At 44.7% G+C, this 18,850-nt stretch carries 11 protein-coding genes, 3 tRNA genes and 3 rRNA genes; 14 read left to right on the top strand and 3 right to left on the bottom strand.

All coding sequences use genetic code 11. The features are described from left to right. The first annotated feature begins 5 nt into the window (after positions 1–5). The 6 genes from M0M83_RS19400 to M0M83_RS19375 all read left to right on the top strand — a co-directional run bounded on the left by M0M83_RS19400 (position 6) and on the right by M0M83_RS19375 (position 5,474). Positions 6–1,545: ribosomal RNA gene (locus M0M83_RS19400) — 16S ribosomal RNA — on the top strand. A 132-nt stretch (positions 1,546–1,677) separates the two neighbouring features. Beyond that, positions 1,678–1,753 (top strand) — tRNA-Glu (locus M0M83_RS19395). Between the two features lie 337 nt (positions 1,754–2,090). Next, positions 2,091–4,999, top strand: a 23S ribosomal RNA gene (locus M0M83_RS19390). Positions 5,000–5,139: 140 nt separating this feature from the next. Next, positions 5,140–5,255: ribosomal RNA gene (gene rrf / locus M0M83_RS19385) — 5S ribosomal RNA — on the top strand. Together the 16S, 23S and 5S rRNA genes with 3 tRNA genes alongside form the textbook arrangement of a ribosomal RNA operon. Before the next feature lie 58 nt (positions 5,256–5,313). After that, positions 5,314–5,390, top strand: a tRNA-Asp gene (locus M0M83_RS19380). Positions 5,391–5,398: 8 nt separating this feature from the next. Next, positions 5,399–5,474 (top strand) — tRNA-Trp (locus tag M0M83_RS19375). A 614-nt stretch (positions 5,475–6,088) separates the two neighbouring features. Here the strand turns inward: M0M83_RS19375 and hdfR are convergent. Then, entirely contained in the window at positions 6,089–6,928 is an 840-nt protein-coding gene (hdfR, locus tag M0M83_RS19370) for an HTH-type transcriptional regulator HdfR (RefSeq protein ID WP_125894378.1), read from the bottom strand. A 112-nt stretch (positions 6,929–7,040) separates the two neighbouring features. On the opposite strand from hdfR, the gene M0M83_RS19365 reads away from it, so the two are divergent. Then, a complete protein-coding gene (locus M0M83_RS19365; RefSeq protein WP_213913415.1) occupies positions 7,041–7,379 on the top strand; it encodes a DUF413 domain-containing protein in 339 nt (112 codons plus the stop codon). A gap of 77 nt (positions 7,380–7,456) precedes the next feature. On the opposite strand, the gene M0M83_RS19360 is transcribed toward M0M83_RS19365, so the two are convergent. After that, positions 7,457–8,983: a YifB family Mg chelatase-like AAA ATPase gene (locus M0M83_RS19360; RefSeq protein WP_248467216.1), complete on the bottom strand. Its 1,527-nt coding sequence runs from the start codon at positions 8,981–8,983 to the stop codon at positions 7,457–7,459. Positions 8,984–9,462: 479 nt separating this feature from the next. Between M0M83_RS19360 and ilvL the strand changes: the two genes are divergently transcribed. From ilvL to ilvA, 6 genes are all read left to right on the top strand, one after another. Then, the gene (gene ilvL, locus M0M83_RS19355; protein ID WP_071524553.1) at positions 9,463–9,564 is read left to right on the top strand and encodes an ilv operon leader peptide; all 102 of its coding nucleotides are present in this window, start codon (positions 9,463–9,465) and stop codon (positions 9,562–9,564) included. 131 nt (positions 9,565–9,695) lie between these two features. Beyond that, positions 9,696–11,342, top strand: coding sequence for an acetolactate synthase 2 catalytic subunit (gene ilvG, locus M0M83_RS19350; protein WP_248467215.1), 1,647 nt, complete (start codon positions 9,696–9,698; stop codon positions 11,340–11,342). Continuing rightward, positions 11,339–11,608, top strand: a complete 270-nt coding sequence (ilvM, locus tag M0M83_RS19345; protein ID WP_102139856.1) for an acetolactate synthase 2 small subunit — start codon at positions 11,339–11,341, stop codon at positions 11,606–11,608. Before ilvG ends, ilvM begins: the two co-directional genes overlap by 4 nt. A gap of 11 nt (positions 11,609–11,619) precedes the next feature. Further along, positions 11,620–12,546: a branched-chain amino acid transaminase gene (locus tag M0M83_RS19340; RefSeq protein WP_125894369.1), complete on the top strand. Its 927-nt coding sequence runs from the start codon at positions 11,620–11,622 to the stop codon at positions 12,544–12,546. 67 nt (positions 12,547–12,613) lie between these two features. Next, positions 12,614–14,464: a dihydroxy-acid dehydratase gene (ilvD, locus tag M0M83_RS19335; RefSeq protein WP_213913412.1), complete on the top strand. Its 1,851-nt coding sequence runs from the start codon at positions 12,614–12,616 to the stop codon at positions 14,462–14,464. A 2-nt stretch (positions 14,465–14,466) separates the two neighbouring features. After that, positions 14,467–16,041, top strand: coding sequence for a threonine ammonia-lyase, biosynthetic (gene ilvA, locus M0M83_RS19330; RefSeq protein WP_248467214.1), 1,575 nt, complete (start codon positions 14,467–14,469; stop codon positions 16,039–16,041). Here ilvA and ilvY read toward each other — a convergent pair. Next, positions 16,033–16,929 carry an HTH-type transcriptional activator IlvY gene (gene ilvY / locus M0M83_RS19325; protein WP_004906122.1) on the bottom strand — a complete coding sequence of 299 codons (897 nt, stop codon included), beginning with the start codon at positions 16,927–16,929 and terminating at the stop codon, positions 16,033–16,035. The genes ilvA and ilvY overlap by 9 nt on opposite strands. A 173-nt stretch (positions 16,930–17,102) precedes the next feature. Between ilvY and ilvC the strand changes: the two genes are divergently transcribed. Further along, on the top strand, positions 17,103–18,575 hold the full coding sequence (ilvC, locus tag M0M83_RS19320; RefSeq protein ID WP_125894363.1) for a ketol-acid reductoisomerase: 1,473 nt from the start codon (positions 17,103–17,105) through the stop codon (positions 18,573–18,575). The last annotated feature ends 275 nt before the right edge of the window (positions 18,576–18,850 follow it).

Raw genomic sequence — 18,850 nt, 5'->3', positions numbered from 1 at the left:
ACTTTTAATTGAAGAGTTTGATCATGGCTCAGATTGAACGCTGGCGGCAGGCCTAACACATGCAAGTCGAGCGGTAACAGGGGAAGCTTGCTTCTCGCTGACGAGCGGCGGACGGGTGAGTAATGTATGGGGATCTGCCCGATAGAGGGGGATAACCACTGGAAACGGTGGCTAATACCGCATAATCTCTTAGGAGCAAAGCAGGGGAACTTCGGTCCTTGCGCTATCGGATGAACCCATATGGGATTAGCTAGTAGGTGGGGTAATGGCTCACCTAGGCGACGATCCCTAGCTGGTCTGAGAGGATGATCAGCCACACTGGGACTGAGACACGGCCCAGACTCCTACGGGAGGCAGCAGTGGGGAATATTGCACAATGGGCGCAAGCCTGATGCAGCCATGCCGCGTGTATGAAGAAGGCCCTAGGGTTGTAAAGTACTTTCAGTCGGGAGGAAGGCGTTGTTGCTAATATCAACAACGATTGACGTTACCGACAGAAGAAGCACCGGCTAACTCCGTGCCAGCAGCCGCGGTAATACGGAGGGTGCAAGCGTTAATCGGAATTACTGGGCGTAAAGCGCACGCAGGCGGTTGATTAAGTTAGATGTGAAATCCCCGGGCTTAACCTGGGAATGGCATCTAAGACTGGTCAGCTAGAGTCTTGTAGAGGGGGGTAGAATTCCATGTGTAGCGGTGAAATGCGTAGAGATGTGGAGGAATACCGGTGGCGAAGGCGGCCCCCTGGACAAAGACTGACGCTCAGGTGCGAAAGCGTGGGGAGCAAACAGGATTAGATACCCTGGTAGTCCACGCTGTAAACGATGTCGATTTGAAGGTTGTTCCCTTGAGGAGTGGCTTTCGGAGCTAACGCGTTAAATCGACCGCCTGGGGAGTACGGCCGCAAGGTTAAAACTCAAATGAATTGACGGGGGCCCGCACAAGCGGTGGAGCATGTGGTTTAATTCGATGCAACGCGAAGAACCTTACCTACTCTTGACATCCAGAGAACTTAGCAGAGATGCTTTGGTGCCTTCGGGAACTCTGAGACAGGTGCTGCATGGCTGTCGTCAGCTCGTGTTGTGAAATGTTGGGTTAAGTCCCGCAACGAGCGCAACCCTTATCCTTTGTTGCCAGCGATTCGGTCGGGAACTCAAAGGAGACTGCCGGTGATAAACCGGAGGAAGGTGGGGATGACGTCAAGTCATCATGGCCCTTACGAGTAGGGCTACACACGTGCTACAATGGCGTATACAAAGAGAAGCGACCTCGCGAGAGCAAGCGGAACTCATAAAGTACGTCGTAGTCCGGATTGGAGTCTGCAACTCGACTCCATGAAGTCGGAATCGCTAGTAATCGTAGATCAGAATGCTACGGTGAATACGTTCCCGGGCCTTGTACACACCGCCCGTCACACCATGGGAGTGGGTTGCAAAAGAAGTAGGTAGCTTAACCTTCGGGAGGGCGCTTACCACTTTGTGATTCATGACTGGGGTGAAGTCGTAACAAGGTAACCGTAGGGGAACCTGCGGTTGGATCACCTCCTTACCATTGAAGTGTTTTTGTGAAGTGCTCACACAGATTGTCTGATAGAAAGTAGAGCAATAGGCTATACGTGGGAGACTTATTCGAAAGAATAGGGCTTACATGAGATACCGCGCAGTAAGTGCAATATCTTGTGTCCCCTTCGTCTAGAGGCCTAGGACACCGCCCTTTCACGGCGGTAACAGGGGTTCGAATCCCCTAGGGGACGCCAATTGCGCCGATATCGAGTGAAAGACGATGTCCCCAATAATGATTAAGCCAATTATTTTAATAGTTGGTTTAACAATTATGCTCTTTAACAATCTGGAACAAGCTGAAAATTGAAAACAACGCACATTGTTTATCGCTTAAACAATGTGAGAGTCTCTCAAAAATCTCAACTTGAATAGTGTACTTTGAACTATCGAGTCGACGAGCGAAATGAGTTCAAGGCAGCCCGCGCACAGCAAGCGCAGCGTACTTTAAGTACGTGAGCATTGCGCGCACGGACTAACGCCGAAATCATGAAGCACAGTCACTCGTTGTAAGAAGACGCCTTCGGGTTGTGAGGTTAAGCGACTAAGCGTACACGGTGGATGCCTAGGCAATCAGAGGCGATGAAGGACGTGCTAATCTGCGATAAGCGTCGGTAAGGTGATATGAACCGTTACAACCGACGATTTCCGAATGGGGAAACCCAGTGCAATTCGTTGCACTATCGTTTGATGAATACATAGTCAAACGAAGCGAACCGGGGGAACTGAAACATCTCAGTACCCCGAGGAAAAGAAATCAACCGAGATTCCCCTAGTAGCGGCGAGCGAACGGGGAGCAGCCCAGAGTCTTAATCAGCATTAGCATCAGGAGAACGGTCTGGAAAGTCCGGCAGTAAAGGGTGATAGCCCCGTATCCGAAGGTGTTAGTGTTGTGAACTCGACGAGTAGGGCGGGACACGTGTTATCCTGTCTGAATATGGGGGGACCATCCTCCAAGGCTAAATACTCCTGATTGACCGATAGTGAACCAGTACCGTGAGGGAAAGGCGAAAAGAACCCCGGCGAGGGGAGTGAAATAGAACCTGAAACCGTGTACGTACAAGCAGTGGGAGCCTTGATTTATCAGGGTGACTGCGTACCTTTTGTATAATGGGTCAGCGACTTATATTCTGTAGCAAGGTTAACCGTATAGGGGAGCCGTAGGGAAACCGAGTCTTAACTGGGCGAATGAGTTGCAGGGTATAGACCCGAAACCCGGTGATCTAGCCATGGGCAGGTTGAAGGTTGGGTAACACTAACTGGAGGACCGAACCGACTAATGTTGAAAAATTAGCGGATGACTTGTGGCTGGGGGTGAAAGGCCAATCAAACCGGGAGATAGCTGGTTCTCCCCGAAAGCTATTTAGGTAGCGCCTCGTGAACTCATCTTCGGGGGTAGAGCACTGTTTCGACTAGGGGGTCATCCCGACTTACCAACTCGATGCAAACTACGAATACCGAAGAATGTTATCACGGGAGACACACGGCGGGTGCTAACGTTCGTCGTGAAGAGGGAAACAACCCAGACCGCCAGCTAAGGTCCCAAAGTCATAGTTAAGTGGGAAACGAAGTGGGAAGGCTCAGACAGCCAGGATGTTGGCTTAGAAGCAGCCATCATTTAAAGAAAGCGTAATAGCTCACTGGTCGAGTCGGCCTGCGCGGAAGATGTAACGGGGCTAAACTATGCACCGAAGCTGCGGCAGCGATATGTAAATATTGTTGGGTAGGGGAGCGTTCTGTAAGCCTGTGAAGGTGTACTGTGAGGTATGCTGGAGGTATCAGAAGTGCGAATGCTGACATAAGTAACGATAATGCGGGTGAAAAACCCGCACGCCGGAAGACCAAGGGTTCCTGTCCAACGTTAATCGGGGCAGGGTGAGTCGACCCCTAAGGCGAGGCAGAAATGCGTAGTCGATGGGAAACGGGTTAATATTCCCGTACTGGTGATAATTGCGATGGGGGGACGGAGAAGGCTAGGCTATCCGGGCGACGGTTGTCCCGGTTTAAGAATGTAGGCAGGTGAATTAGGCAAATCCGGTTCACTACATGCTGAGGTTCGATGACGAGTCACTACGGTGATGAAGTAGCTCATGCCCCGCTTCCAGGAAAAGCCTCTAAGCTCTAGATTATCATTAATCGTACCCCAAACCGACACAGGTGGTCAGGTAGAGAATACTCAGGCGCTTGAGAGAACTCGGGTGAAGGAACTAGGCAAAATGGTGCCGTAACTTCGGGAGAAGGCACGCTGGCGCTAGGTGAAGTCCCTCGCGGATGGAGCTGAAGCCAGTCGCAGATACCAGCTGGCTGCAACTGTTTATTAAAAACACAGCACTGTGCAAACACGAAAGTGGACGTATACGGTGTGACGCCTGCCCGGTGCTGGAAGGTTAATTGATGGGGTTATCCGTAAGGAGAAGCTCTTGATCGAAGCCCCAGTAAACGGCGGCCGTAACTATAACGGTCCTAAGGTAGCGAAATTCCTTGTCGGGTAAGTTCCGACCTGCACGAATGGCGTAATGATGGCCAGGCTGTCTCCACCCGAGACTCAGTGAAATTGAACTCGCTGTGAAGATGCAGTGTACCCGCGGCAAGACGGAAAGACCCCGTGAACCTTTACTATAGCTTGACACTGAACATTGAGCCTTGATGTGTAGGATAGGTGGGAGGCTTCGAAGCGTGGACGCCAGTCTGCGTGGAGCCAACCTTGAAATACCACCCTTTAATGTTTGATGTTCTAACGTTGCCCCGTTATCCGGGGTGCGGACAGTGTCTGGTGGGTAGTTTGACTGGGGCGGTCTCCTCCCAAAGAGTAACGGAGGAGCACGAAGGTTGGCTAAGCATGGTCGGACATCATGCGGTTAGTGCAAAGGCATAAGCCAGCTTGACTGCGAGAGTGACGGCTCGAGCAGGTACGAAAGTAGGTCTTAGTGATCCGGTGGTTCTGAATGGAAGGGCCATCGCTCAACGGATAAAAGGTACTCCGGGGATAACAGGCTGATACCGCCCAAGAGTTCATATCGACGGCGGTGTTTGGCACCTCGATGTCGGCTCATCACATCCTGGGGCTGAAGTAGGTCCCAAGGGTACGGCTGTTCGCCGTTTAAAGTGGTACGCGAGCTGGGTTTAGAACGTCGTGAGACAGTTCGGTCCCTATCTGCCGTGGGCGTTGGAAGATTGAAAGGGGCTGCTCCTAGTACGAGAGGACCGGAGTGGACGCACCACTGGTGTTCGGGTTGTCATGCCAATGGCATTGCCCGGTAGCTAAGTGCGGAAGAGATAACCGCTGAAAGCATCTAAGCGGGAAACTTGCCTTGAGATGAGTCTTCCCTGACCCTTTAAGGGTCCTAAAGGAACGTTTAAGACTAAGACGTTGATAGGTTGGGTGTGTAAGCATAGCGATATGTTGAGCTAACCAATACTAATGAACCGTGAGGCTTAACCTGACAACACCGAAGGTGTTTTAGAGAGATTGGGTTGTTTTTGATAGCGAGTGAGAAGCCGAGAGGTGAAGGACACACAGCTTGTTTGAGATTGATGTTTTGGTTTAGTGAATAAAAAACTAAACGGAAACAAACAGAATTTGTCTGGCGGCAATAGCGCGGTGGTCCCACCTGACCCCATGCCGAACTCAGTAGTGAAACGCCGTAGCGCCGATGGTAGTGTGGGGTCTCCCCATGTGAGAGTAGGGAACTGCCAGACATTAATTAAAAGTTTATTGCTCAATAGCAGTAAGCTGCCGAAAGGCAAAAGAATAAGTGGAGCGGTAGTTCAGTTGGTTAGAATACCTGCCTGTCACGCAGGGGGTCGCGGGTTCGAGTCCCGTCCGTTCCGCCACTTAATTTAGGGGCGTAGTTCAATTGGTAGAGCACCGGTCTCCAAAACCGGGTGTTGGGAGTTCGAGCCTCTCCGCCCCTGCCAGTTACCAATTAAGTAATAATAAAAGAAGTATCTATTGATAACCCGATTAGCTTAATCGGGTTTTTCTTTATCCACATATTCTAAATATAGCGTTATTTTCTTATCCCTCTCAGTTAATCTTTAATTTACTTTTTTCCTCATACTATATTAGCTTCTACTAATTTCAAAAAATCACTTTGCTAAAAAATTAATATATCATTGTATTATTATAATGAAGATGAGTTATTCGTGATTGATATCCTTATTGGTACATAAAAGAAACTATTAATTAAAATTATTTAATCGTGATATCTAACTTATTTATAAAACAATATTAAGGTGAGTTAGTATTTTAAATGTAAATTGATTAACTTTTGGTTTAAAATCAAAGTGTTAAGTTGGTTTGGTTTCTCATTGCGATATGGATGTTTAGGTTAATAATTGTGAGCTAAGTAAGGAAGGGGATTTATGGAAATTAAAAAACTCAGTGTATACCAAGTGGCTCTATAAATACCGTTTCGCCCTTTTGCTAACATCCAAATAGAAAATAATTTTAAAAAATATTTTTTAATTATCTGTAAGACGTTATAAGACTTTTATAAGTATTAAACCACCCATTATGAGGGTGGCTATGATTATTCACTCAACGGTGCATTTTTTATGGGTGTCTTAATCAATTGATTGATAAGAGCTTGCTGATCATTTTTTTGGAGCCAGACTGCATACAAAGGTTTGTTTATTGAGGTTTCTGAGAGCGTTTTTAAGCCTGGGTATTGATATGCCCAATGCGCAGGCAAAAATGCCGCTGAAAGCGATACAGGAAGTAATTGACGGGTAATATGGGCCGAGGTAGTGATCATTACGGGTGTATCATCTTGAGTTAGTGCTGGTTCATTTTTTGGCTGAAAGTCAGCCCCCCATTCAAGCTTTATAAAATTATATTTTGTGAGTGCAATATTTTTTTGGGAAGCCATAAGTTGTAAGTCAATAGTACCAATAATTGTGCTTTCAAATTCATCCATTTTGGGTGGCTCAGTTGCAATTAATAAATCTAATTCTCTAGAATGTAGTTGCTTAACAAGGGACTGGCGCGTTGAAACTCTTGCTTCGAGTCGTAGTTCATCATGTTGATTATAAAGTTCTTCTGCCCAGTCAGTTAGATAGCCTTCCCAAAGTGAAGCGGTTGCTCCAATAGAAAGTTCTGTATGTTGTGAGGCATGAGATATCTCTTTTTTAGCTTGCAACCAGGTATTCATTAGCGATTCAGCGTAGGGAACAAGCCTTTCACCGGCAGCAGTTAACCGGATATTATTTCTATGCCTCGTAAATAGGCTTGTACCTAATTGTGTTTCTAACTGCCTAATACGAAAGCTAACCGCTGATTGCGTTAAATAGAGTGATTCTGCGGCTCTACCAAAGTGCCTAGTTTTACTAACCTCTAAAAAAGTTCTCAATAACTCGCTGTCCACATGCATCTCCAATTATTTTTGTCGTGATGATTTAAATGTTTTGTTTTACAGATTGTCAATGCTGTCTAATACTCCGCGCCATATAGAGTTTGACTGTAATAAGTTAGGAGTGTGTCAGATGGCAGATAGCTTCATCACGACTAATCGTTTTTTTGATAATAAACATTACCCACGTGGCTTTTCTCGTCATGGTGATTTCACCATTAAAGAAGCTCAGTTGCTAGAACGTCTCGGCCAAGCTTTTAATGAGCTTGATACAGGTAAACGAGCACCTCAGACAGAAGAAGAAAAACTTTTCGTCGCTGTATGCCGTGGTGAACGTGAACCAACCACCCCAGAAGAAAAAGTTTGGGTAAAATATTCTAGCCGTATTAATCGCCCTAAACGCTTCCATACCTTATCTGGCGGTAAACCGCAGATAGATCCATCGGAAGACTACACTGATACAGATGATTAATATCGTCATCGTATGATAAGAGGGACTCCGGTCCCTTTATTTTTACGAGATAATAACTACTTATCTATCCACCCTTCTCAGCTTACTTGTTTTTGCAAATGAAGCAATAACTTATCCATTGCTCGATACCCCAGAGCTTCTAATAAATCGGAACGTTCAATCGTTTCTGCGGCGTTAAGATCAGCTATTGTTCTAGCAACCCTTAAAATCCTGTGCCAGGCTCGGATAGAAAGGCCTAACTTATTTAATGCATGTTCTAAGAATAACGCATCTTTTGTTGTGAGTAGGCAAAATTGTGTGGTTTCTCTTGGCGTCAGTAAACTATTAATTTTTCCAGCTCGCCTTAGTTGTCTATTTCTAGCTTCGATGACTCTTTGCCTAACATGTTCACTTGTTTCACCTTGATTTGCTTGGTTACTCAATGAGCCGAGAGGCAGCAATGGGATTTCTATTGAGAGATCAAATCGATCAATAAAAGGCCCTGATATACGTGAAAGGTAACGTAGGATATGAGAAGGTGCTGAACGACTCATTTCTCCTTGGTAATGCCCTGTTGGACTAAGATTTAGTGCAGCGATTAGCTGAAAGCTTGCAGGATAGCAAACTTTTGCTTTTGCTCGAGAAATGCTAATTTTTCTAGATTCTAATGGTTCTCGTAGAGAATCAAGTACTGAGCGGCTAAATTCTGGTAATTCATCTAAAAATAAAACACCATGATGCGCAAGTGAAATTTCGCCAGGTTTGGGAAGTGATCCTCCGCCAATTAAAGCCGCAATTGATGCACTATGATGAGGCGCTCTAAAAGGCCTTATTGGCCAGTTCATATCTTCCTTTATGTTTTCACTCAAGCTATGCAATGAAGCCACTTCTAATGCTTCCTGAGGGGTTAACGGGGGAAGTAAAGTCATTAGCCTGCTTGCTAACATCGTTTTTCCTGTTCCTGGAGGACCTAACAAGAGTAAATTATGCCCACCTGCAGCACAGATTTCTAATGCCCGTTTCCCATGCTCTTGGCCGATGATGTCGTTAATATCATTCTCTTGTTTGGTTGAGATAGGCGGTTGATGAATTTGTTGATTACAAAGTAATGTATGTTTGTTATGTAAAAAATGGCAAAGTTCTAATAAGGATGTCGCGAAATAAACGCTGTTATCTGGGAGTAAACCTAATTGGTGTTGATTCTCCATGGATAGTATCAAAGAACGTTGTTGTTTTAATGCTGATTGGGCTGCAGGAATAGCGCTATTTACATAGCGAACATCACCAGACAAAGCAAGTTCGCCTAAAAATTCATACTGCCTTAATGGTTCGTGGGGGAGTTGGCCTGATGATGCGAGTATGGCAATCGCGATTGCGAGGTCATACCGACCACTTTCTTTTGGTAAATCCGCTGGCGCTAAATTAACCGTCATTTTTTTAGCAGGATATTCAAATCCACTATTGAGTAGCGCACTTCGAACTCTATCTCTTGCTTCTTTTACCGCGGTTTCTGGTAGCCCAACAAGTGTCAAACCTGGAAGCCCATTACTAATATGTGCTTCAACAGTAACAAGAGGTGCTTCTAACCCAATTGAGGCTCTAGTGTAAACAATCGCTAATGTCATAAGCTCTCCAATATCATTTACAGAGCAATATTCTGCTGGAAGTAAGTTTATTTATCTTGGGTGAATAATATGTTTGCGAAGCTGCTCGACAATTTAATTACTTAGTTACAGGGCCGTTTCAATTTACTGCGAACAGCTTCTAGGCCTTGTTATAACTAGGGTTGTTAATATGCTATAAAGAATTAAAACTATACTGATCTTGAAAATTAATAAGAAAAAATAATTAATTTCTCTATGTTAATTTTAATTGTGTTAGATGATTGGCATGGATGATGTAGCTGATTATGCTGTGTATTCTATTGAATATTACTGAGTAATTGGTATTTAGGTAGTTTATAATTCTAATTTAATTATATATATTTGATTTTGAAGTGATTTAATGTTTTGTGAATAAATAAACTAAATAAAAGTTGTCAAAGCAATTTTAAAATGATAACTCTAAATAATAGATAATTAAGAATATTGAAAAAGTAAAATACATGAACGCATTTATCCAAGCAGTTAGCCTAATTATTATTAGCGTGGTGGTGATTATTATCCCACCGTGCGGGGCTGCACTTGGACGACGAAGGCTAAAATAACAGCCAGATCTTACGAGAACCCCGCACCGAAAGGCGCGGGGTTTTTTTTGATATGAATGTTGATTAATGCAAACACAAAAAATAAAACATAACAAATACAAATAGATAAAGTGACGGACAGGAGATAAAGCATGAACGGAGCACAATGGTTAGTTCAAGCATTGCGAGCACAGGGGGTTGATACCGTATTTGGTTATCCTGGTGGCGCAATAATGCCAGTTTATGATGCATTGTATGATGGTGGCGTTGAGCATTTGTTGTGCCGACATGAGCAAGGTGCTGTAATTGCTGCGATTGGCTATGCACGATCAACAGGAAAAACAGGGGTATGTATCGCAACATCTGGCCCTGGCGCAACAAATGTTATCACGGGATTAGCTGATGCATTATTAGACTCCGTACCTGTTGTTGCGATTACTGGGCAAGTCGCTTCTGAGTTTATTGGCACTGATGCCTTCCAAGAAATCGATGTTTTAGGGTTGTCCTTAGCTTGTACTAAGCACAGTTTTTTGGTTGAAGATATCGAGGATTTACCTCGTATTCTTTCTGAGGCTTTCGCAATCGCAAATAGTGGGCGTCCTGGTCCTGTACTGATTGATATTCCGAAAGATATTCAGCTACAACAAGCTGAGTTGTCTCCGTTTTTAATGCCAGTAGAGCAGGAAGTCACCTCGCCTTTATCGGAAATACAACAGGCAAGAATGTTATTAGAACAATCAGAAAAGCCTATGCTATACGTTGGTGGCGGTGTTGGAATGTCTGGTGCCGTTAAAGAATTACGTGAATTTATTGAGTTTACAGGTATTCCTTCAGTTGCAACATTAAAGGGGCTTGGTGCTGTAAGCCCTTTAGATGAAAACTATTTAGGTATGTTAGGCATGCATGGTACTAAGGCTGCCAATATCTCTGTACAACATTGTGACTTACTCATCGCTGTTGGTGCTCGTTTCGATGATAGGGTAACAGGTAAGTTAAATACGTTTGCACCGAACGCCAAAGTGATTCATATCGATATTGATCACGTAGAACTGGATAAATTGCGTCAAACTCATGTTGCGTTGCATGGTGATGCAAAAGTATTACTGCCTGAATTAATGCTTAAAAAATCAATTGCACCTTGGCAGCAGGAAGTTCAACAGCTTAAAAAAGAATTCGGTTGGCGTTATGACCATCCTGGCGAGCCTATTTATGCACCACTGTTACTTAAACAACTGTCGGATAAAATGAAGCCGAATACGGTTGTTACTACCGATGTAGGGCAACACCAAATGTGGTCGGCACAACATATCACCGTTGACGGCCCTGAAAATTTCTTAACCTCAAGTGGGCTTGGAACCATGGGATTTGGTATCCCTGCTGCAATTGGTGCACAGGTTGCTAGGCCTGAAGATACGGTTGTCTGTGTATCAGGAGATGGTTCATTCATGATGAATGTCCAAGAGCTAGGAACGATCAAACGTAAGCAACTTCCTGTAAAAATTCTTTTAATCGATAACCAGCGCTTAGGCATGGTTCGCCAGTGGCAGGAACTGTTTTTTGAGCAGCGTTATAGTGAAACGATTTTGACGGATAACCCAGATTTTGTGGCATTAGCCAGCGCGTTTGGTATTAAAGGCCAACGGATCACAGATAAGTCGGAAGTTAATGCGGCATTAGATGAATTACTTAATAGCGAAGGTGCCTATTTATTACAGGTATCAATTAATGAACTAGAAAATGTCTGGCCGTTGGTTCCGCCCGGGGCTAGTAATGAAAAAATGATGGAGAAACCATTATGATGCAACATCAAATCTCGATATTGGCCCGTTTCCGTCCTGAGGTTTTAGAGCGTATATTAAGGGTCACTCGCCATCGTGGATTTCGTATTAATGCCATGAATATGGGACAATCGACAGACGGCGACAATGTTAATATTGAACTTACTGTAAGTAGTCAAAGGCCATTAACCCAGCTTTGTGCACAGTTAACTAAGCTTTCAGACATTACAGAAGTTGAAGTACGACAACAAGAATCACGACTATTACGCACACAAAGTGCAATGTAAGGAATATACAAATGACTAAGAAAGCTGACTTTATTTGGTTTAACGGTGAAATGACGCCATGGGCTGATGCAAAGGTTCATGTTATGTCTCATGCTCTGCACTATGGTACATCAGTGTTTGAAGGCGTCCGTTGTTATGACTCACACAAAGGTCCCGTGGTCTTCCGCCACCGTGAGCATATGCAACGTTTGCATGATTCAGCGAAAATTTACCGTATGCCTGTCAGCTACAGCGTGGAAGAGTTAATGGAAGCATGTCGTGCAACTCTGCGTAAAAATAACTTAGTCAGTGCATATATTCGCCCATTGGTATTTATTGGTGATGTTGGTATGGGTGTTAACCCACCAGACGGTTATAACACTGATGTGATTTTAGCTGCGTTCCCATGGGGTGCTTATTTAGGTGAAGAAGCGTTAGACCAAGGCATTGATGCTATGGTGTCTTCTTGGAATCGTGTTGCACCAAATACTATCCCTACGGGGGCAAAAGCGGGTGGTAACTACCTGTCTTCATTGCTGGTTGGTAGTGAAGCACGTCGTCATGGTTACCAAGAAGGTATTGCACTCGATGTTCATGGGTATCTTTCAGAAGGTGCGGGGGAAAATATTTTTGAGGTGAAAGATGGCATCCTGTATACGCCTCCGTTCACATCATCTGCATTACCGGGTATTACACGCGATGCAATTTTAACCTTAGCAAAAGATATGGGTATCGAAGTTCGTGAGCAAACGCTATCACGCGAATCTCTCTATCTTGCTGATGAAGTCTTTATGACAGGTACTGCTGCCGAAATTACCCCAGTACGTAGTGTTGATGGTATCCAAGTCGGCATTGGTCGTTGTGGTCCAGTAACCAAGCAAATTCAGCAGGCGTTCTTTGGCTTATTTGATGGTACGACAGAAGATAAATGGGGCTGGTTAGATCCAGTAAACCCTTAATAATTAAATTGAAATAGATGTTACAGGCGGACGTTCCCCGCCTGTTTTAAACACGGGAGTTAAAGATATGCCTAAGTACCGTTCAGCAACAACAACTCATGGTCGTAATATGGCTGGGGCTCGTGCATTATGGCGTGCAACAGGCATGACCGATGCTGATTTTGGAAAGCCCATTATTGCGGTTGTTAACTCATTCACACAGTTTGTTCCAGGTCACGTACATCTCCGTGATTTAGGCAAATTAGTTGCAGAGCAAATTGAAAATGCAGGTGGTGTTGCGAAAGAGTTCAATACGATTGCTGTTGACGATGGGATTGCCATGGGACATGGCGGAATGTTGTATTCCTTACCTTCCCGTGAATTAATTGCAGACTCCGTAGAATATATGGTGAACGCCCACTGTGCGGATGCCATGGTGTGTATTTCAAACTGCGATAAAATCACGCCGGGTATGTTGATGGCGTCATTACGTTTGAATATTCCGGTGATCTTCGTTTCGGGTGGCCCGATGGAAGCGGGTAAAACCAAGCTTTCAGACCAAATTATCAAGCTCGATTTGGTTGATGCGATGATCCAAGGGGCAAACCCAAATGTGAGCGATGCAGATAGCGAGCAAATTGAGCGCTCCGCTTGTCCTACTTGCGGTTCATGCTCTGGTATGTTTACTGCAAACTCAATGAACTGTTTAACTGAGGCGCTGGGGTTATCCCAACCAGGAAATGGTTCATTATTAGCAACTCATGCAGATCGCGAAACGTTATTTATTAATGCAGGTAAGCGCATTGTTGAATTAACCAAACGCTATTACGAACAAGATGATGAAAGTGCGTTACCACGCAATATTGCTAATAAATCCGCATTTGAAAATGCGATGACGTTGGATATTGCTATGGGGGGTTCAACTAACACCGTTTTGCACTTACTTGCAGCCGCTCAGGAAGCAGAGATCGATTTCACCATGGATGATATCGACCGCTTATCACGTAAAGTCCCGCATCTGTGTAAGGTTGCACCGAGTACTCAAAAATACCATATGGAAGATGTTCACCGTGCTGGTGGTGTTATCGGTATTTTAGGTGAGCTGAGCCGTGCAGGTTTGTTACAAGAAAATGTGACTAATATTTTAGGGCTCAGCTTCCAAGAAACATTAGCGCAATATGATGTGATGTTAACAAAGGACGAGTCTGTCAAATCGATGTTTTCCGCAGGTCCTGCAGGGATCCGCACGACAAAAGCCTTTTCACAGAATTGCCGTTGGCCGTCATTGGATACTGATCGTGAAAATGGGTGTATCCGTAGTATTGAGCATGCGTATAGTTTGGATGGTGGCCTTGCCGTCCTGTCTGGAAATATTGCAGAAGATGGCTGTATTGTTAAAACAGCAGGGGTTGATGAAGGCAGCTTAACATTCCGTGGCCCAGCCAAAGTGTTTGAAAGCCAAGATGATGCCGTCGAGTCGATCCTCGGTGGAAAAGTTGTTGAAGGCGATGTCGTGGTTATTCGTTATGAGGGGCCTAAGGGTGGGCCGGGCATGCAAGAGATGCTATACCCAACCTCATACCTGAAATCAATGGGATTAGGCAAAAGCTGTGCATTGATCACAGATGGTCGCTTCTCTGGTGGTAGTTCAGGTCTTTCGATTGGTCATATTTCCCCAGAAGCAGCGAGTGGTGGCTTATTAGCATTAGTTCAAGATGGCGATATTATTGATATTGATATTCCAAAGAGAACGATAGTGCTGGATGTTAGTGAAAGCGAATTGAATCAACGTCGTGAAACTGAGTTAGCTCGAGGCGATAAAGCTTACACACCGCGTAATCGTCAGCGTGAGGTTTCTTTTGCTCTGCGTGCTTATGCTTCTTTGGCAACGAGTGCAGACAAAGGTGCGGTTCGTGACAAGTCGAAACTAGGGGGCTAATTGTGGCGGCAGCAAAACCATTACCGGTTGCCCCAACCGGAGCAGATTACTTAAAAGCGGCGCTGAGTGCGCCGGTTTATGAGGCTGCACAAGTAACCCCTCTTCAGCAGATGGATAAAATATCTTCACGCTTGGGTAACACCATTTTAGTCAAGCGCGAAGATAGGCAACCTGTTCATAGCTTTAAGCTTCGTGGCGCATATGCGATGATTGCTGGCTTAACGGATGAACAAAAATCGAAGGGGGTTGTAACCGCTTCTGCGGGCAATCATGCTCAAGGTGTCGCGTTGTCAGCGAGCCGTGTAGGTGTGAAGGCAAAAATTGTTATGCCTATTGCAACTGCAGACATCAAAGTGGATGCAGTGCGCAGTTTTGGCGGTGAAGCTATTCTACACGGTGCGAACTTTGATGAAGCGAAAGCTAAAGCAATCGCGATGGCAGCGGAAGAAGGATATACCTTTGTTCCCCCTTTTGACCATCCTGCTGTCATAGCTGGCCAAGCCACTATCGCACTTGAATTATTACAGCAAGATGCTCACTTAGACCGTATTTTCATCCCTGTGGGTGGCGGTGGGTTAATCGCGGGCGTCGCTGTGATTATCAAGCAATTAATGCCTGAAATAAAAATCATTGGCGTTGAATCCGAAGATGCAGCCTGTCTGAAAGCAGCGTTAGAAGCAGGGCATCCAGTGGATCTACCTCGTGTCGGGCTATTTGCCGAAGGTGTCGCGGTAAAACGCATTGGTGATGAAACCTTCAGGTTGTGCCAGCAATATGTTGATGATGTTATCACGGTTGATAGCGATTCTATTTGTGCAGCACTGAAAGATATTTTTGAAGATGTTCGTGCTATAGCAGAGCCTTCAGGTGCGTTGGCATTGGCTGGATTGAAAAAATATGTACAGCAGCACAACCTCAAAGGTGAGCGTTTAGCGCATATTTTGTCCGGTGCGAATATGAATTTTCACGGGCTGCGTTATGTTTCTGAACGTTGTGAAATTGGAGAACAACGAGAAGCGTTACTGGCAGTGACTATCCCTGAGCAAAAAGGGAGCTTTTTACGTTTTTGCCAGTTATTAGGCCATCGAGCGATTACTGAATTTAACTACCGTTATACGGATGCAGACCCTGATCGTGCATGTATTTTTGTTGGGGTGCGTTTAAGTGGTCGTGATGGAGAACGTTCAGAGATTATCCAAGAACTCAGAAGTAACGGCTATGAAGTTGATGATTTATCTGATGATGAAATGGCCAAACTTCATGTGCGTTATATGATTGGTGGTCGTCCATCAAAGCCATTAGATGAAAGACTGTATAGCTTTGAGTTTCCTGAGTCTCCAGGTGCATTACTGCGATTCTTAGAGACTCTTGGAACTCATTGGAATATTACATTATTTCATTATCGCAGCCATGGTACAGACTATGGGCGAGTGCTGGCGGCATTTGAATTAGCTGGGCCGGAAGTGCGTTTTGATAGGCATCTTGATGCGCTAGGTTATGAATATCATGATGAAACAGGAAACCCATCTTTCCGTTTTTTCTTAGCGCCGCAAGATAGCCAAAGAAGCTTAGATTGAGTTGTCTGGGAGCAATTCCCAAAACGCTTTAATTAATGGTTCACTCAGGCGTTTGCTTAATAGGCAAACGCCGAGTTCAAAGGGTTCAACCATTGAGATATTATCGAGTTGTGAAATACGGCTACGCACGGGCTCTGGGCTGTTATCAACGACCACACTGGGGATCAAGGCAATACCACATCCCAAAGCGACCATTGACACAATAGCTTCATGGCCTGATACCGTCGCGTAAATAACAGGGTTATTGATGTTATGGCGACGGAACCAAAGTTCGATACGTTTACGAGATGGGCCGTGTTCAGGCAGGATGAAGGGGACGGTAGACCAATCAGGTTCCGCTTCTGTCACCATGCTTCGTACAGCACAGGGTAGTGATGGAGCAATCAAAACGAGAGGGATTTCGCCGATTTTTGCAAAACGGACGTTATCAGGTAAGCGCTCGGGTTTGCCTGCAATACCAAGGTCAGCCTCATGCGTTTCCACTTTTTCAACAGCATCAGCTGCGTCCCCTGTCGTGAGTTTAATTTCAACTAATGGGTGCAGCGCACGGAATTTATCTAAAACTTCGGGTAAATGACTATAAGCAGCCGTAACTGAGCAAAAAAGGTGCAGTTCTCCGCTGAGGGATGGACTTTGTTGATTGAGAGCATGTTGCAGCTGTTGATATTGCAATAATGTTTGTTGGGCAAATTGCTTAAGGTGCTCTCCTGCTTGGGTCAGCTTGACGGAGCGGTTATCACGCACAAACAGTGGGTGACCAAGCTGTTCTTCGAGGCGTTGTATTTGTCGAGACAATGTGGAAGGGCTGACATGCATCGCTTTAGATGTTCGCCCGAAGTGGCAACTTTGTGCTAAATGTAAAAAAAGCTTGAGATCGCGAATATCCATTTTGCCCTCTAATGAAATCATTAATGATGTTGCAGATATTGCAACATTGTATTGTTAATATATCAATTTAAGCAATGCGAAACATCGCATATAGTAAATCCATAAACGCTCAAAAATGAGCGACAGGCAGACTGCCTGACATAACGAACACAACAGAACAATGGAGTATGACAATGGCGAATTATTTTAACACATTGAATTTGCGTGAGCAGTTAGCTCAGTTAGGCAAGTGCCGTTTTATGCAGCGCGAAGAGTTTGCAGATGAAGCAGGTTTTCTGAAAGGTAAAAAAATCGTCATCGTCGGTTGTGGAGCACAAGGTTTGAACCAAGGCCTGAATATGCGTGACTCAGGTTTAGATATTGCTTATGCATTACGTGATGAAGCAATTGCAGAGAAACGTGCTTCATGGCGCAAAGCGACAGAAAATGGTTTCAAAGTTGGGACTTATGAAGAGCTGATCCCTACCGCTGATTTGGTTATTAATTTAACGCCGGACAAACAGCATTCAGCTGTTGTTCGCGCTGTTCAGCCTATGATGAAACAAGGTGCAGCACTGGGTTATTCACATGGCTTCAACATTGTTGAAGTTGGCGAAGAAATTCGTAAAGATATCACTGTTGTGATGGTAGCGCCAAAATGCCCAGGTACTGAAGTTCGTGAAGAATACAAGCGTGGTTTTGGTGTTCCAACGTTAATTGCAGTACACCCAGAAAATGACCCGAAAGGTGAGGGTATGGCGATTGCTAAAGCATGGGCAGCAGCAACCGGCGGCCATCGTGCAGGTGTTCTGGAATCCTCATTTGTTGCAGAAGTTAAATCTGACCTGATGGGTGAGCAAACGATTCTGTGTGGTATGTTGCAAGCGGGTGCATTACTGAGCTACGACAAAATGGTCGCAGACGGTGTTGAGCCAGGCTACGCAGGTAAATTAATTCAGTTTGGTTGGGAAACTATCACTGAAGCGCTGAAACAAGGCGGTATCACGCTGATGATGGATCGCTTATCTAACCCTGCGAAAGTGCGTGCTTATGCGTTATCCGAGCAACTGAAAACCATCATGGCGCCATTGTTCCACAAACATATGGATGACATCATTTCAGGCGAATTTTCTGCAACCATGATGGCAGACTGGGCAAATGATGATAAAAACTTGCTGACATGGCGTGAAGAGACCGGCAAAACGGCATTCGAAAATTACCCTGAATATAATGGGAAAATTGCGGAACAAGAGTACTTCGACCACGGTGTTCTGTTAGTTGCAATGGTTAAAGCAGGCGTTGAGTTAGCGTTCGATACGATGTTAGAAGCAGGTATCTTAGAAGAATCGGCTTACTATGAGTCACTGCATGAATTACCACTGATTGCGAACACTATTGCTCGTAAACGTTTATATGAAATGAACGTGGTTATCTCTGATACTGCAGAATATGGTAACTATCTGTTCTCATTTGCAGTTGTACCAATGCTGAAAGATTTCATGACGAAATTACAAGCAGGGGATTTAGCGAAGCCAGTTGCAGATAATGGCACTGATAACGCACAGTTACGTGATATCAATGAAGCTATCCGTAATCATCCGATTGAGAAAATCGGTAAGACTTTACGGGGATATATGACGGATATGAAGAAGATTGCAGTCGGCTAACTCATTATCCTTCCCCTTTCACGCTCTAGGGGTGTCAGCTTCTTAAGATTACACAAGTCACATACTTCAGTATGCTCCTTGGGATAATCTTATTTGCTTCCTACCTAGAACGCGAAATGCTTTGGATAATCACCATGTTTTCTCTTGCAATAGTTTAGAAAAATACATTTTGATATAAACCACATTGTTTCTAGGAATGATGTGGTTTTTTGTTTTTTATAAATAGAGAAGATCGTTGCTCTAGAGTTGGTTCGGTTTCTGCTACAATCTGTAGC

Source organism: Providencia rettgeri, from assembly GCF_023205015.1.
GTDB lineage: Bacteria > Pseudomonadota > Gammaproteobacteria > Enterobacterales > Enterobacteriaceae > Providencia > Providencia rettgeri_E.
Note: the sequence above shows the minus strand (reverse complement) of the source record. Positions and strands in the feature narration are given on the sequence as shown.

Coding starts and splice junctions, on each gene's coding strand:
- ilvC (WP_125894363.1), top strand. CDS start 17,103: ATGGCGAATTATTTTAACACATTGAATTTGCGTGAGCAGTTAGCTCAG.
- M0M83_RS19360 (WP_248467216.1), bottom strand. CDS start 8,983: ATGACATTAGCGATTGTTTACACTAGAGCCTCAATTGGGTTAGAAGCA.
- ilvG (WP_248467215.1), top strand. CDS start 9,696: ATGAACGGAGCACAATGGTTAGTTCAAGCATTGCGAGCACAGGGGGTT.
- ilvM (WP_102139856.1), top strand. CDS start 11,339: ATGATGCAACATCAAATCTCGATATTGGCCCGTTTCCGTCCTGAGGTT.
- ilvD (WP_213913412.1), top strand. CDS start 12,614: ATGCCTAAGTACCGTTCAGCAACAACAACTCATGGTCGTAATATGGCT.
- hdfR (WP_125894378.1), bottom strand. CDS start 6,928: ATGCATGTGGACAGCGAGTTATTGAGAACTTTTTTAGAGGTTAGTAAA.
- ilvY (WP_004906122.1), bottom strand. CDS start 16,929: ATGGATATTCGCGATCTCAAGCTTTTTTTACATTTAGCACAAAGTTGC.
- ilvL (WP_071524553.1), top strand. CDS start 9,463: ATGAACGCATTTATCCAAGCAGTTAGCCTAATTATTATTAGCGTGGTG.
- M0M83_RS19365 (WP_213913415.1), top strand. CDS start 7,041: ATGGCAGATAGCTTCATCACGACTAATCGTTTTTTTGATAATAAACAT.
- M0M83_RS19340 (WP_125894369.1), top strand. CDS start 11,620: ATGACTAAGAAAGCTGACTTTATTTGGTTTAACGGTGAAATGACGCCA.